Genomic DNA, 15,168 nt, shown 5'->3' with positions numbered 1-15,168 from the left:
TAATGTTTGGGATCGGTGGCTGGAAGATGATGCGATACAAACAAAAACTGATAGACTTTTTATGCACATTTCCCAAGGTAACGGTTGGTCTCTCGGACCTTGAGCGAGCGTTCCAAGGCGAGCAGATTGACTATGAAACATTCGCCGGGATCGTTTTGGAGCTCGAAAATGAGGGGAGTCTTGGAGCAGTAAATTCGCACGGCCGGAACGGAAAGCCTCTTTCGTTAGCCTACCACTATCGCATACACAAGCGACTGCTGCAAGAAGAGTATGTTCGAGAACTGCATCAGTGGAGCTCGAGATTGCACCCCGACATTAGTCTAGATATTTATTATGGCCTCAGTCCGGACATATGGCGTGCGGACCTGCCTTATATTGAACAGATCGACGCGTATTTAAAGCGGGGATCGCGGCCAACACGGCAAGCACCGGCACCCGAACGCAGCTATGAGCTTGTCCGAGACGAGAAGTGGATTACGGATCACGGAGGACAAGCCTTGTTGGAACGTTTGGGCATCTGGGAGCAGCTCCAGATTGTCCCGGTCAGCGATCCCTTGATGTTAGCGGTTAACCCTTCAATCAGATTTGCAAGCAAAAAACACTTGCATCTCATCGTGGAGAACAAGTCGACATTCCAAGGGTTGGTGCCGGAGCTTCCGGGGATGGCCTTCTCTTCCTTGATTTTAGGCTATGGCCGAAAAATTGTAGGAAATCTGGGGATGCTCCGTCTGCAGTACCCGGTTCAAAGCGCGGAACATGAAATTTACTATTTTGGCGATCTCGATCTGGAAGGGATACTGATCTGGTACGACCTTCATGTGAAATTCGGGGTAGAGCTGGCGCTGCCCTTTTATCAGGCATGCTTGAAAAAGCCCCCGGCTAGAGGGAAACAAAATCACCGATTGAATGAAGAGGCTTTACGGGCCTTTACAAGACGTTTTAACAAAGAGGAATCAAATCAGATCATCGCCATGCTGGGTGAGGGGTGCTATATCCCGCAAGAAACTTTGAAAAGTGAAGAATTGATTCGAGTTGGGAGGGAAGCCGTATGGAGTCAAAAGGGATGCCAATCGAATTGAATGACATACTGTCCGGCTTCCAAGAGCGAATGGGCAAGCTCGCATTGTTCGATCCGTTATTCGAGCTGAGTCGGCAAAGGAAAACTGACCGCAGCGGGAAACAAGTGGCGATGATGGAGCTGGGACTGTTGACGCTGCTGTTTTTCTTTGAGAAAAAACTGATGCGAAGTAGGAAGATCAGTGTGAAGGATCTGGTCGGTTTTCTGGCCGTTGTGCTGGAGGACAAGTATGATCTCGACCAGGAAGAGCTGGAAGATATCGGCCGAAGGATTATGCATGTATTTCGTCCTTCATCCGGACGGAAGCGGGAGTTTCCTTTTTTTCATTTGGGAACGGGGCAAGAAGGGATTCATTATACGTCCATTCTGCGCACCGATTCGTATGATGCGGCAACCAATACCCAGTATTACGCATTGGACGAGGATGGCCTTGAGTTGGTATTTGCAACGAAGGAGTTTTATTTGGAGTTTCAGTTGTCCATCCATCAGCTTTTGTTGCGCAAGCAGTTGGAAAAAGGGGAATTCCAGGGAGCACTGCGCCAAATTGACGAGATGATGATCGATGTGGAAACGCTGCAGGAGAGAATTATCGCTCTGGGGCATGAAATTAAGCGGAGCATTGTGTCTGAAGAAACCTTTAATCGGTACCGATCTTTGTTGGAGGATATTTTTCTGAGGCTGAAAAGGGAAAATGAAGAATTTAACGAGCTCCGGGATTTTGTGAAGGAGACGAAGGACCGGATTTACGCCGAACGGGAACTTCTGAAAAACAGGCTGCCCTATGAGCTCATTGTACGCATCGGTGTCGAATTAGAAAAAGTCCACAACGAGCATACACGGCTGCTGCAGCAAAGTATGGAACTGGAAAGCAGCGCTCTTCGCGCGGCCAAGGAGTCGCTTTATTACACGGGAATGAATGCATTTAACTTTGAGCAAGATATTGCGTCGTTTATCTTCGGCACTCCATTGCCGATTGAGGCGATGAAGGGCGTTGCAGCGCCGTTCCTGCAATTGGAACAGGCCGAATTATGGTCGCCTCTTACGGTATTTGCCAAGCAACAGCTTTCGGGCCATGATGATGGGTCTGTTATTGAGGAAAGCCTTCTTGCTCTGTCTGAGGAAGAAGGGAATTCTTCTTACATGCGGAAGCGTACGGAGCGTTTTGTCCAAGTGCTGGAGGCTCTTTTCCGCTGTTATGAGAAGTTGGATCGTGATGAAGTCCGATTGAGTGAATTTATCGCATTTTTGGATCTGGATGAAGCTGTAGATCTAAAGAAGGAACGGGATTTTTACGATTGCTGGATGATTTTGCATCAGCGCAGCCCGATTCGTCCGGTGATGGATGATGAGGAAGCCGGGGGATCCGATCAAAGCCTCTATGAGGCCTTCCGGTCTCAACTGCAAGGGAGAACGTTGATCGTTCAGGAGTCGGAGGGCATTCTTAGGGTCAATGAGCGGTATTCCATTCAAGAACTTATCATTCGGTTGGGGGGATATGGAGAATGAATTATACCGGTGATGAGGTCATGAAAGCTTTCCGCATCTATGCGCAGTTGTCTAGAAGCGGGGTTGCCGATAAGGAAAGTCTGCTCCAGGTGGAATCGGACGACCGCGTCCGCGGGTTGCTGGATCAATTTGCATCTGAAGTGGACTGCGTCGTGATGGGAGCGGGTGACCGCTTGATGCTAATTCCGCTGGTCAGACTGTCTCCTTTTCATATTACCAATGAATCGCTGAAGCGTACGTATTTGCGCGGCAATGCGGTGAATGCGGACCTGTATTTGATGTATGTAGCCATTATTGTGTTCATCGGGGCGTTTTACGATAGTTATCAGACGACGGAAGCGACGCGGAATTTCCTTCAGATGGAAGAGTGGATGAATTTGGTCCAGCAGCGGATCAATGGACTGAGGGAACATTCCGCAGAAGAATTGAAGGCGCTTAGTCAAGAGTACTCCTACCACTGGCCGGACATTATTGAAAAGTGGGATGCGATGGATGATGTGAAGGAGACAGCAAAGCGGCAGAGCGGTGCTACCATCAGCAGGTTAAGCTTTCTGGATGCGGTTCGGAGATTTATGCTCGATCAGGATCTGGCGAAGCAGGTCGGGCCCGATGAGTTGGATTTGACGGAGAAAACGAAAATGATCGTTCAGCGTTATTTTATGGAACGGGAATATAATCGCGGCATTTTGGAATTTCTATATGGTCTGGAGCCAAAACGGAAGGAGGAGAGTTAAGTCCGATGCCTGTTATATCGAAAATCCGGTTTACGAATGTGGTCTATGAGGGCGGAGCCAAGCGCTATAATGATTCTACCTTTTATTTTGACGGTCATAATGGAGCGATTGTGCTGGAGAACGGGGGAGGAAAGACGGTATTCATTCAAACCGCGATCCAGGCCATACTGCCTCATAGTGATGTAGCGGGAAGAAAGATCAAGGATACGCTCTCCCTTGAAAATGGCCCGGCCCATGTGGCGATCGAGTGGATCTTAGCTGATAAGCCTCGGCGAAGATATGCCCTTACTTGCGTGAGCTTGTTTATGAGTGCGACGGGGTTGGACTCCCTGCGTTATGTTTACGAGTATTCCGAGCATGACGATCATCGAATCGGAAAGCTTCCCTTTACGAAAGAGATGGGCGGCGGGAAACTTAGGGTAACGGAGAAGGGCGAGATTCAGGAATATTATCAGTCCATGCAGTCGAAAAATCCGGTGTCGGCCAAAACCTTCGATACCATTATGGGATTTCAGAAATATATCGAAGAACATTTTCATATTATCCAGTCGGAATGGGAGGCGATTGTGAAGGTCAATTCCAGCGAGGGCGGGGTTGAGGCATTTTTCGATGAATGCAAAACTTCATCCCAATTGGTGGACCGATTGCTCATTCCGACGATTGAAGAATCGATGGAAGGATTTAAGCAGGGCACCTTCGCAGATTTGTTCCAGTTACAGCGTGAGGGTTTCAAGCAGTACAAGGAACTGAAGGAAAAAATCGAGGAGAATCGGCGTATTCTTGCCGAGTTGCACAAGTATGTGGGCTGCTATGAGGTTCTGCACCGGGAGATGCTTCGGTACGAGGAACTGCGGAAGGAAGCGAAAGTATTTCTTCAGACAACGATGAATGTCGAACAGGAGCAGCAAGCGGAACAGGACCGGCTTCAAGAACGTTTGGAGGAATGGAAGCAGGAGTACAAGAATTGGCGAAAAAGAGAGGCATCCCTTGCAATCGCCGATGAGAGACAAATCGCGGGGAGTTTGGAGACCGAACTGCAGTTGGTTGGAACTGAAAAAGATGAATTGGAAGAACAAGCGTCTTCCGCTGCGCGGTACTACTACTCGCTGGAATATGCGGAGCAGCGGGAGAAGCTTCGTGAAGCGGAAGAGCGAATGGCCTACCTGCAGCGGGAGTTGGACAGGTTGGCGCAATCGCAGGATGAGGAGGAGCTTGAGCAGGCGTGGAAGCTTAGCGGACGTAAGCTCAAAGCATGGTTTGATCGGGAAGAAACGAGACTGTCCGAGCTTCTGCAGGAGGTGCAGCTAGGACTCGACGCGTTGGCGGAGCAAAGGCAGGACTGCCTTCGCGAACGGGATGCCGCGGCCAAGGAGCGGGAAAAGCAGTTGCTGCGCATTCGCGAATTTGAGACGAAGGTTCAGGAGAAAAAGGATCAGCAATACGGGATTGCGCGAAGAATCTTGTCCCAGTTGTCCTCGCAAACCGTGGAGCAGCAGATGCCGCTGTGGCTTAATGAACTGCAGCAACTGGAGCAGGATGGATTGGAGCAATCGAGGGCGTTGCAAGAGCTGGACCGTAACAAAGTAGAGCTTCAGCAAGAAAGAAAAGCTGCATCCGCAGAGCAACTCAGAATCCAACAGGAGTTGACGGAGTTGCAAGCTTGGCGGGACCGCTACGAGCAGGAGCATCAAAAGGTCAAAATCGCTTTAGCAAATTTACATCCCTCCTGGGAGCGGATGGCTTCCGTTCATGACAAGATGGATTCGATTCGGGAGAAGTTAGCGGACGGGCTGGCGCTGAGAATGCAGCAGAAGCAGCAACTGCTGCATAAGGAACGGTTGGCCTTCCGCTACGTGGATGATTATGGGGAGCAGGAGGAGTTTTTCGCGGATCCTCAAGTTGCAAGACTAGCTGAGCAATGGAGCAACCAATTTTCCCTTTTGGAGATTGGGATCCGATACGCATCGGCTGTTCCGGATTCGTCCGATGATAAGCAGTTATGGGCTGTGACACTAGTGACGACTTCGCAGGAGAAGCCGCTTCTTATACGCAAGCTATCCGAGACAGCTGATCAACTGCAGTATCCGATCCGCATTTTGTCCACTCAGGAAGCAAAAGTGTTGGTCAACGGCAGTCCCGCGGACGAATCCGTTGCGGAGGAAGATGGAGCATGGGTGGAACCGGCCCATTGGAAAACCCTCCGCCAAATCGATCGATTCCAGGAATGGAAACGGGAGATCGTACGGGAGTCAAAGGCGGCTGAGGAGAACAGGCGGGAGAAGGAACGGGAACTTGAGGCATGGCGGGATGTCCAGAAGCTTGCAGAAGAGTTTTTTCGCGACTATCCCTTGATGGTCGTTCATGAGCAAGAGCAGGCTAATGCCGATCGATTGGAGCTGCTTAAGAGTCTGGAACAGAAGCTAACCCGTATCGAGCAGGAGCTTCAGCAACTGGATAACAAGAAGGATAAGCTGAGGGAAGCCCAACAATTGCTTGCCCAGCGCCAGAGGCAAGTGGAGCATCAGTTGGAGCAAGGGCAGATCTACATGCAACTTGCCGGGGAACTAACGAGGATCAAGGAGAAATTGCAGTTTGCCCGGGAAGCTCTTCACAAAGCCGATCGATCTCTGCACAGATGGAATCAGAGAATGGAACTTCTTGACCAGAGGCTAAAGGTGCAGGAGGAAAAACGTGCCGATGTTCACGGGAAACTGCTGCGGCTGCGGGAGGACGAACTGTATCAAGAGGTTCAGGATTGTGTGCCGCTTCCTGTGGATGAATCGATAGTTCAGTTGCGTGAAGAACGCAAGACGCTTGAGTTGCAGCGGCACCGTATCATGAAGGAACGGTCGGCGCTGGAGCGGGAACTCCGAGATCAACGGGATCGGCGGACAGAGGCTTCCCGGCAAATGAAGCGTCTGGCGGATGCCCATGACGGTTTGGATACGGAGTTGGAGCTTCCGCTGCATGTCGAGTCAAAACTTGAGGCCGCTTTGGCAGAGTTTCGTACACTGGAGAAGAGAGTTCTGCAGGTTCGTGAAGTCTGGTCTCAGATGAATCACGAATTGACCAAGCAGGAGGCCAAGGTACGTTTCCAACAAGAGCAATATGCCAAGGAATTTGATAACGAGCAGCCGATGATGTTTTTGGAGCCGCTCAGTCGCGTGCGCGAGAGGCAAGCAATCGAGCGACAGCAACAGGATGAGGTCCGAAAAGAACTTGACCGGCTTTATCTTGTTGTGGAACGAAGATTGGACGAGACGCGGCGGGTACTGCAGTTGTGGAACAGCTATGTCCGGGTGCACAAGTTGGATGATCCTCTTCTTGAAGTGCCCGATTCGGATGTGGAGTCCATAGGAGAGATCGTATATCGTCTGGAGTCCGGCAGTCAGGACGTGATCAGACGGTTGGAACAGCAGCGGGAAGCCATCGAGAAAGAGCGGGGGAACGTTGCTCGGGGCCGTCAGCGATTCCGGGAATTTTGCCAGCGGCATGTTAAGGATGTAAAGCTGCGGGAGATGGCCGAGCGCGGTGTGGAGGTAAAGGATAATTTTGCCGAGCTGCAGGAATTCGAGGCGATGATGGGTGCCGGCATCCTGAAGGCCAATCAGATCGCTGAGCTGCGGATGCAGTCGGAGGATCAGAAGCTTCAGCAGTTCATTACACATATCCAAGCCCACTTAAGGCAGATTGCACAAGAACTTCGGGAGCTGCCCAAGAGGACTCGAGTCCGCACCGACAGCGGCAATAAGGACATTTATGTTTTCCATGTCCCGGATTGGGATGAGCAGGAGGGCAAGGAGCGAATCCGCAACTATATTGAATGGATTACGGAGCAGTTGGAGCACGCCAAGTATCGAGATTTGGATGGAACGGAACAGCCGGTGGTCATCCGCAAGGATCTCGAGAAGTGGCTGGATGCCAAACAGTTGCTGCAAAAAGTATTCCAGCAAGGTGCAGCTATTCGTATCAGTTGCCGTAAAGTGAATAACGACCAGCAGGTGACAGGGGCGACTTATTCCTGGGAGGAATCCAACCGCTGGTCAGGCGGAGAGAAGTGGAGCAAGAACATGACCTTGTTCCTTGGGATTCTGAATTATGTGGCAGAGAAGCGCCAGCATATTCATAGTCAGATGAAGCGTCACCGTTCGGTCATTCTGGACAATCCGTTCGGCAAGGCTTCGAGTGACCATGTTCTCAGCCCCGTTTTCTATATCGCAGAGCAATTGGGCTTCCAGTTGATCGCTTTAACCGCGCATGTGGAGGGCAAGTTCCTTCAGGACTATTTTCCGATCGTTTATAGCTGTCGCTTACGTGCAGCGGCTGGCGGAGGAGGCAAGCAAATCATCGATCCCCAGCAGCAGGTTCAACAGGCGTACATCCGTGATCACGCGCCGGAATCGATGGACAGGATCGGCGGAGAGAAAAAACAGTTAGAGCTGTTTTAGTGCAATATCACAAAGTATGTTATTGCCATCTCCCCGTATAATTTTAAGCCCCACTGCAACCTTCAGGTCAAGGCTTGTGGTTGATGTAAAACTGATGTAAAACATCAACAGAAACGTGCGGATATCAGCCTTCCAGAACGGAAGACCATTGAAAACAGCCAGTCAAATCAAGGTTTCTGCGGAATGCAACAGACCACACCCCAGGATAGAATGTTCCCGCATTCGGTGCATGTGGAATGCTGTGCGTTGATAGAACGGAGCAAATAAGAAGCAGATGGGTTCGAGAGAGAATCTGTAGTAGATTCTCGGTGACCCGTCTGCTTTTATTTTTTTATACACCTAAAAATATAAACAGCATTTTCATCCGATTGGGGGAGAATGAGGGAAGACAGGCGCTTGCTTAATTCCATAGTAAAATCGCTCGCTTCTCATAGGAATTTTGGGGAACTGGCCAAGAACAAAGAACGACTTCGGGTCTGTATTAGAAGCGCGGTTTTTGCGTCCATCTTCTCTACACAGGCGGGATAATCGATGTCATGCTTCCAGCTATAGCCATCCGTTACGTCTGGGAAAGAGCTGAAGTGGGGCATACCGTTATTTTCCTTGTCTGAAGATCAAGCTCTCAGGGCTATTTGGTTTCATAATGAAATTCTGACGAGATATGTATGAATATGCCTCTCATTGGGATAATGGTATTATTAATGTCATTATTGATGTCGCACAATTGAACTTGTGCGACATTTTGTTCATTTTTTGTTCAATATAGCATAGAAGATCGGGGATATTCAAGGATTAAAACGCTTCTTTTAGACAGTCTTCGACAAAATCCGGAGCTGCTTTTTTGATTTGTTCCACAGTATGTATATAACGCTGGGTCGTATTGATGTGGGAATGCCCCAGCGTCTGCTGCACCTGTTGAAGGGACGCCCCGTTGAGCAACGCCAAAGTTGCATTGGTGTGCCGTAACCAGTGAGGCGTAACTTTTTTGGAAAAATTGGCTTTTTTACGGGCGATTTCGATGATTCGTTCAATCTGACGGGGGGTAAGCGGGAATACTTTGCCGCTTCTTCTATTTTCCATACGGTATGTACAAAGCAGCTTCCAGAGCATATCCGGCACTTTGACCTCCCTTTCTTTCCGCCCTTTGCCATTACGCACGGTCAACCAAATCGAAGTTCCCATGGGATCGGTATGAAAATCGTCCCATTCGATAGAAACCAATTCGGAAACCCTCAAACCGAGCATGACCAAGGTCAGACCGATAGCATAATTGCGAAGCCCCATCGTGTTTAATTGCTGCAATATCTTTACAACCTCATGTTTCGTTAAAAAATGACGGCTGCTGTTATTTGACACTTTAGGCTTCTTGATACATGCTGACGGATCGTGGGTAAAGCATTGAATATTCGGGCTATTCCCCCACTTATATAGGGAACGAAGAGGAGTCAGCAAAACGGAAATCGTTGCCGCTGCATATTTGCATGGGTGATTCCCATCCCCTTCGAGCAAGCTCAGTTTATATAGCTCGATATCCCTCCAGGTAATGTCATTCAGCCTCTTTGGATTGATGAAGCTTTGAAATCGCTTAATCGCGTATTTATAATTTCGCAACGTATGTTTTGAATGGTGGTAGTTCGCCAAAAACATGCTGACAATGACTTCGTCCGTTAATTTCTCTTGCCCTTTCTCAGACAACTCCAAAATTCCGTGTTTCATGTTTGTCCCTCCTGTTGTCGCACAAGTTCAATTGTGCGAAATTGTACATCGTATGTCGCAAAATGTACATGACTTTATTTAGCAGCTATTCCATATCCCTAAGGAGGTGTAAACAAGTGGAAGTTTCACAGCTAGAGCAGCATCAAGACCAGTACATCGTGATTGAACTGGGCGCGGAAAAATACGCTCTAAAGCTTGCTGAAGTCTATGAAATTATCAAAATGCAAAAAATCACGGCCATCCCTAACAGCAAGACTTTTTTGGAAGGCGTTACGAATATTCGGGGGAGAATAGTGCCGATCATCAGCTTGCGTAAAAGATTTCAATTGAAAGAGGCGCCCGTCATTCCTAAAGCGAGAATCGTCGTGGTGAATTATAACGAAGAAATGATCGGCATCGTTGTAGATGGAGTGAAGCAAGTGATCAAGTTTGCCGATTTCCAGCCTTCTAGCGAAATTGTTTCCGGAGTTGACGGCAGTTATTTTGAAGGGATTGGCCAGTCGGAAGAGGGGCTGATCGGCATCTTAAATTTAGAACATGTTCTTGTAGGGTAAGGGGGGAACCCGTATGAATCGTTCGGAAATGATGGGAGTCTTCCTGTCTGAAGCGGAAGAATTGCTCCAATTGCTGGAGATCGAGTTTCTGAATTTGGAACAGCAAGGCGAGTCGCCGCAAATCATACAAAACATTTTTCGGATTGCTCATACATTAAAAGGTTCGTCCGCGGCGATGGGTTTCGAGGAAATGAAGCAACTGACCCATGAAATGGAAAATATTTTAGACAAGATCCGAAATCAGCTTCTGCCGGTGACGCAGCAGGTTGTGGATGTGTTATTTCAATGCTTGGATTATTTAAACGGGTTGAAAAGGGAAATTGAACAGGAAGGGGCTACAAAAACCAATATCGATGCGATCGTGCAGCAATTGCGGCTATTGGGCAATGGGACGGAAGAGACCTTCGAATCGAAAAGCGGGATGTTGAAAAGCAAAAAACAGAGCTTAAAAAAGTGGATTTGCAAAGTTCGTTTATCCGAGCATTGCGAGATGAAGCTTCCTCGGGCACACCTTGTGCTGCATCATCTTAAGAAATGGGGAGACGTTATTTCGACGGAACCGGAATTGGACAGCGTCATCGAGGAAAGTAATCTCCATGAAGTTTCCTATATCGTCGAGACGAACGGGGATTCCGAATACCTAGAGCATTCGTTGAGCCAGCTTATGGATGTGGAAGCTGCTGAAGTGGCGCCTTTTTCAGATGAGAACTTGGCCTTGGCCGATGCTTTCATGCCACGGACAGATGCCGACAAGGAGGCGGAGCAACAAAACCCGATCCCCGGCCCGGACAGCAAAGAAGAGAAGAAAATAGGACAAACGATTCGCGTCGATGTGGAACATTTGGATAGCATTATGAATCTGGTCGGCGAATTGGTCATCGACCAGACAAGAATCGCCCAAGTCGGAAATTTGTTGCGCGATCGTTACGCTTCGGATGAAACGATCGATGATTTGGAGCTGATTTCCAATCATGTCGGCCGACTAATCGGAGAACTTCAAGAATCCGTGATGAAGACGCGAATGCTTCCCGTCGAGCGGTTATTCAACCGGTTTCCAAGGATGATGCGCGATTTATCCCGTACGTTGCACAAGGAAGTGAATCTGCTGCTTGAAGGGAAAGAAACCGAACTGGATCGGACTGTCATCGAGGAAATTAGCGATCCGTTGATTCACCTGATCCGAAATGCCGCAGACCACGGTATCGAAGAAGCGGAAGTTAGAAAAAAACTAGGGAAATCCCTTAAAGGGACGATCAAAATTAGGGCATCCCATCAAGAAAATCAAGTGGTGCTGACGGTAGAGGATGACGGGGCGGGAATCAACGCGGAGAAAGTAAAAGAATCCGCCATACGCAAACAATTGATTACTGCGCAAGAAGCCGAAACGATGTCTCGGCAGGAATTGATTCAACTTATTTTTCTTCCCGGTTTTTCGACAGCCGCCTCTGTCAGTGATATATCCGGCCGCGGAGTCGGGATGGATATTGTCCGCAATCATATCGAGAAATTAAACGGATTAATCGATGTGGAAACCCGTTTAGGCGAAGGGACGAAATTCACGATTAAGCTGCCTCTCACTTTAGCTATTCTTCGGGGACTGCTCATTAAGCTGCAGGAAACGACTTTTGCCTTGCCTATGAACAGTGTGATCGAAATCGTTCGTATATCGCACAAAGAAATCCACTCCGTTAAGGGACAAGCTGTTGTCAAAATCAGAGAAAAAATTGTTCCGCTCATCGCTCTACACGATCTGTTTGGCATGCCCGGCGGCAGAAGAAAAACAAAACATGTATTTATCGTCGTTGTCGGACTGGCGGAAAAACGGCTCGGCTTGGTTGTTGATGAATTGATCGGCAGCCAAGAAATTGTAGTCAAATCGATCGGTTCTTATGTCGGACAGGTCGAGGGCGTTTCGGGGGCAACGGTGCTGGGCGACGGAAGCGTAGCGTTGATCCTGGATGTAACCGGCATATTCAAAGCGGCAAATAACCTTAAGTCTATCGAATCCAAACTTTTGGATGTGCGGGAGGGATGATCCGTTGACAGCTCCCCAACAAATCCAGCAATTGGTTACCTTTCGAATCGAAACGGAGGAATTCGGGCTTCCTATTGCGGATGTATATGAAATCATTTTTGTCCCTGCCATCACCCCGATTTCGCAAGCGCCAAAATCGATCGTCGGAGTGATTAATCTCCGCGGGGAAGTCATACCGGTCGTCGATCTTAGAATTCAATTTTTGAAAGAACCGGTGAAGTCGAAAAAACAGCGCATTATGATAACCCGCTTCCAAGAAAGAGCGATCGGGTTATTGGTCGATGAAGTGAAAGAGGTGCTGCGGATCGATGAAAACAGCTTGGAGCCGGTTCCCGACACGCTTGTGACCGCACAAACGGCTTATATGCGAGCCATCTGCAAAATGGATCATCGTCTCATCGTTTTGCTTCATCTGGAACATTTGATAGATATCATGGAAATGAATTCTATCATCCGTGAAATTGATCATAAGGAGGAGAACGTTCTATGAGCACTTTGAAGAAAAACATGGCTTACAAATTTATGAGAGCCGCAGGCGTTTCCGAAACGATTGAAGCGGCTATCGCCGATTCCAAAAGGTTAGAACAAAATTTGCAGGATCTGGCCGCAATTGCGGAACAGATCTCTTATGGGACCAGCCAGCAGGCGTCAGGCATGGAATCCACATCCGGCGTTGTTGTGGGGATATCGACATCCATTGAAGGGGTAAGTAACCATTCAGATCGTCTGGCGGCTTCCGCCAGTGAAATCTCGGAGGCTATCCAAGAGATGGTCGCTTCCGTACAGCAGGTAGCCGGGAACAGCGAGAGTACGGCAAGCTCGGTAGAGCAAATTTCCGCGTCGATTGAAGAAATGGGGCAATCGATCAAAGGCGTGGCCGGCAATGCGGCGAGCCTGACCGCTTCAGCGGAAGAAACATCGAATGCCATTCAGGAGATGGTCGCCTCCATTCAGCAAGTAGCCGGGAACAGCGAGAGTACGGCAAGCTCGGTAGAGCAAATTTCCGCATCGATTGAAGAAATGGGGCAATCGATCAAAGGCGTGGCCGGCAATGCAGCGAGCCTGACCGCTTCAGCGGAAGAAACATCGAATGCCATTCAGGAGATGGTCGCTTCCATTCAGCAAGTAGCCGGGAACAGCGAGAGTACGGCAAGCTCGGTAGAGCAAATTTCCGCATCGATTGAAGAAATGGGGCAATCGATCAAAGGCGTGGCCGGCAATGCAGCGAGCCTGACCGCTTCAGCGGAAGAAACATCGAATGCCATTCAGGAGATGGTCGCTTCCATTCAGCAAGTAGCCGGGAACAGCGAGAGTACGGCAAGCTCGGTAGAGCAGATTTCCGCGTCGATTGAAGAAATGGGGCAATCGATTAAAGGCGTGGCCGATAATGCGGTGAGCTTGACCGCTTCGGCGGAAGAAACTTCGAATGCGATCCAGGAGATGGTCGCTTCCATTCAGCAGGTTGCCGGAAATGCTGCAAGCACGGCAAGTTCGGTTGAACAAATCTCCGTCTCCATTGAGCAGATGGGTAAATCGATTCGCGGCATTGCTGCCAATGCAGATGAGTTGGAGCAAATCGCCGGTGATACCTCCGCTTCGATTCAGCAAATCGCGGCCTCGATTGAACAGGTGGCTCAAAATGCGCAAAACGTGAATTCACTGACAAGCCAGGTTCAAACGGATGCCCAAAATGGCCAAAAGGCGGTTAGTCAGTCCCTCGCGGGAATGAAAGAAATTGCGAGCGTCGTTAAGCAGGCCTCCGGCGTCATGAGCAATTTGGGAAAAAGTTCGGAAGAAATCGGAAGCATCATTGAAGTGATCGATGATATTGCCGAGCAGACCAACCTTCTGGCGCTTAACGCCGCAATTGAAGCTGCGAGGGCGGGCGAACACGGAAAAGGGTTCGCAGTTGTGGCCGATGAAGTGAGAAAACTCGCTGAAAGGAGCGCAAAAGCCACCAAGGAAATTGCCCAATTAATTAAAGGGATCCAAAGCGAAACAACCGATGCCATTAAAGCGATCGAAATCGGCATGGTCAAAGTCGAACAAGGAAATAAATTGGCGGATGAAACAGGCATAGCCATCGAAAAAATCGTAACCGGAGTCGAGAAAATTACGAACGAAATCAGACAAATTACGACGGCCACCGTTGAACAGGCTAAAGGAAGCGAACAGATTGTTAAAGCCGTAGGCGCATTAACCAATCAAGCGGAGATGATGACGCAGGCGACGAAGGAACAAGCCGCCGGCGTCGAAGAAATCGTGAAAGGCGTTGTGAACGCCCGTGAACAGGTGCGCCAGATCACCGTAGCGACCGGCGAACAGGCCAGACAAGGTGAAAATATCGTAAGAGCGGTGGAAAATGTAGCAAGTCAAGCAGCGATGGTGACGCAGGCGACGAAGGAGCAGGCCATCGGCGTCGAAGAGATCATCAAGGGAGTCGTGAACGCCCGTGAACAAGTGCATCAAATTACCGTAGCGACGGGCGAACAAGCTAAGCAAGGTGAAAATATCGTAAGAGCGGTGGAAAATGTCACAAATCAGGCTGCAATGGTGACGCAGGCGACGAAGGAGCAGGCCGCTGCCGTCGAAGAAGTCGTTAAAGGTGTCGTGAACGCCCGCGAACAGGTGCGGCAAATCACTGTAGCGACGGGCGAACAGGCTAAGCAAGGTGAAAATATCGTAAGAGCGGTGGAAAATGTAGCAAGTCAGGCCGCGATGGTGACGCAGGCGGCGAAGGAGCAGGCCATCGGCGTTGAAGAGATCATCAAGGGAGTCGTGAATGCCCGCGAACAAGTGCGTCAGATTACTGCAGCTACAGTGGAACAAGCAAAACACGGACAGGATATTGTAAAAGTTGTCGGTAACCTTACAAAACAGGCTGCCGAAATTACGGAAGCGGCGAAATTTCAAACGAAAGAAACAAACAACCTTGAAAAGGCGATATCCGAAGCAAAGCGCGCTGCTGAGCGGAATATTCAAGATGCGGGAAGAATGGTTGCAGTGGCGAGAGAATTGGCAGACCAATCTTCCACAATAAAAAATTCACTTCGTATTTTAATATGAACCATGGAGAGGACGCTAAAGGCTTAGTCCA

9 protein-coding genes are annotated in these 15,168 nt (G+C 49.2%); 8 read left to right on the top strand and 1 reads right to left on the bottom strand.

Annotated features, from left to right (window positions below):
- Positions 1-26 precede the first annotated feature (26 nt).
- Genes C812_RS14560 through C812_RS14545 form a run of 4 tightly spaced genes read left to right on the top strand, consistent with a single transcriptional unit; the run spans position 27 to position 7,766 of the window.
- Complete coding sequence (locus C812_RS14560) at positions 27-1,079, top strand: Wadjet anti-phage system protein JetD domain-containing protein (RefSeq protein ID WP_016313420.1); 1,053 nt, start codon at positions 27-29, stop codon at positions 1,077-1,079.
- A complete protein-coding gene (locus tag C812_RS14555; RefSeq protein WP_016313419.1) occupies positions 1,049-2,584 on the top strand; it encodes a hypothetical protein in 1,536 nt (511 codons plus the stop codon). Before C812_RS14560 ends, C812_RS14555 begins: the two co-directional genes overlap by 31 nt.
- Entirely contained in the window at positions 2,581-3,318 is a 738-nt protein-coding gene (locus C812_RS14550) for a DUF6063 family protein (protein WP_016313418.1), read from the top strand. Before C812_RS14555 ends, C812_RS14550 begins: the two co-directional genes overlap by 4 nt.
- Positions 3,319-3,323: 5 nt before the next feature.
- The gene (locus C812_RS14545) at positions 3,324-7,766 is read left to right on the top strand and encodes a coiled-coil domain-containing protein (RefSeq protein ID WP_016313417.1); all 4,443 of its coding nucleotides are present in this window, start codon (positions 3,324-3,326) and stop codon (positions 7,764-7,766) included.
- 792 nt (positions 7,767-8,558) lie between these two features.
- On the opposite strand, the gene C812_RS14540 is transcribed toward C812_RS14545, so the two are convergent.
- The gene (locus tag C812_RS14540) at positions 8,559-9,482 is read right to left on the bottom strand and encodes a tyrosine-type recombinase/integrase (RefSeq protein WP_016313416.1); all 924 of its coding nucleotides are present in this window, start codon (positions 9,480-9,482) and stop codon (positions 8,559-8,561) included.
- Positions 9,483-9,598: 116 nt separating this feature from the next.
- Between C812_RS14540 and C812_RS14535 the strand changes: the two genes are divergently transcribed.
- Genes C812_RS14535 through C812_RS14520 form a run of 4 tightly spaced genes read left to right on the top strand, consistent with a single transcriptional unit; the run spans position 9,599 to position 15,137 of the window.
- Positions 9,599-10,036 (top strand): chemotaxis protein CheW, encoded by a 438-nt coding sequence (locus C812_RS14535; RefSeq protein WP_016313415.1) that lies wholly within the window; start codon positions 9,599-9,601, stop codon positions 10,034-10,036.
- Between the two features lie 13 nt (positions 10,037-10,049).
- Positions 10,050-12,071, top strand: a complete 2,022-nt coding sequence (locus tag C812_RS14530) for a chemotaxis protein CheA (RefSeq protein WP_016313414.1) — start codon at positions 10,050-10,052, stop codon at positions 12,069-12,071.
- A gap of 4 nt (positions 12,072-12,075) precedes the next feature.
- Entirely contained in the window at positions 12,076-12,561 is a 486-nt protein-coding gene (locus C812_RS14525) for a chemotaxis protein CheW (RefSeq protein ID WP_016313413.1), read from the top strand.
- Complete coding sequence (locus C812_RS14520; RefSeq protein ID WP_016313412.1) at positions 12,558-15,137, top strand: methyl-accepting chemotaxis protein; 2,580 nt, start codon at positions 12,558-12,560, stop codon at positions 15,135-15,137. The genes C812_RS14525 and C812_RS14520 overlap by 4 nt, the downstream gene beginning before the upstream one ends.
- The last annotated feature ends 31 nt before the right edge of the window (positions 15,138-15,168 follow it).

The sequence above is a fragment of the Paenibacillus barengoltzii G22 genome (assembly GCF_000403375.2).
GTDB lineage: Bacteria > Bacillota > Bacilli > Paenibacillales > Paenibacillaceae > Fontibacillus > Fontibacillus barengoltzii.
The sequence above is the reverse complement of the archived record's forward strand: the minus strand, read 5'-3'. Positions and strand labels throughout refer to the sequence as shown.

Coding starts and splice junctions, on each gene's coding strand:
- C812_RS14560 (WP_016313420.1), top strand. CDS start 27: ATGATGCGATACAAACAAAAACTGATAGACTTTTTATGCACATTTCCC.
- C812_RS14555 (WP_016313419.1), top strand. CDS start 1,049: ATGGAGTCAAAAGGGATGCCAATCGAATTGAATGACATACTGTCCGGC.
- C812_RS14550 (WP_016313418.1), top strand. CDS start 2,581: ATGAATTATACCGGTGATGAGGTCATGAAAGCTTTCCGCATCTATGCG.
- C812_RS14545 (WP_016313417.1), top strand. CDS start 3,324: ATGCCTGTTATATCGAAAATCCGGTTTACGAATGTGGTCTATGAGGGC.
- C812_RS14540 (WP_016313416.1), bottom strand. CDS start 9,482: ATGAAACACGGAATTTTGGAGTTGTCTGAGAAAGGGCAAGAGAAATTA.
- C812_RS14530 (WP_016313414.1), top strand. CDS start 10,050: ATGAATCGTTCGGAAATGATGGGAGTCTTCCTGTCTGAAGCGGAAGAA.
- C812_RS14520 (WP_016313412.1), top strand. CDS start 12,558: ATGAGCACTTTGAAGAAAAACATGGCTTACAAATTTATGAGAGCCGCA.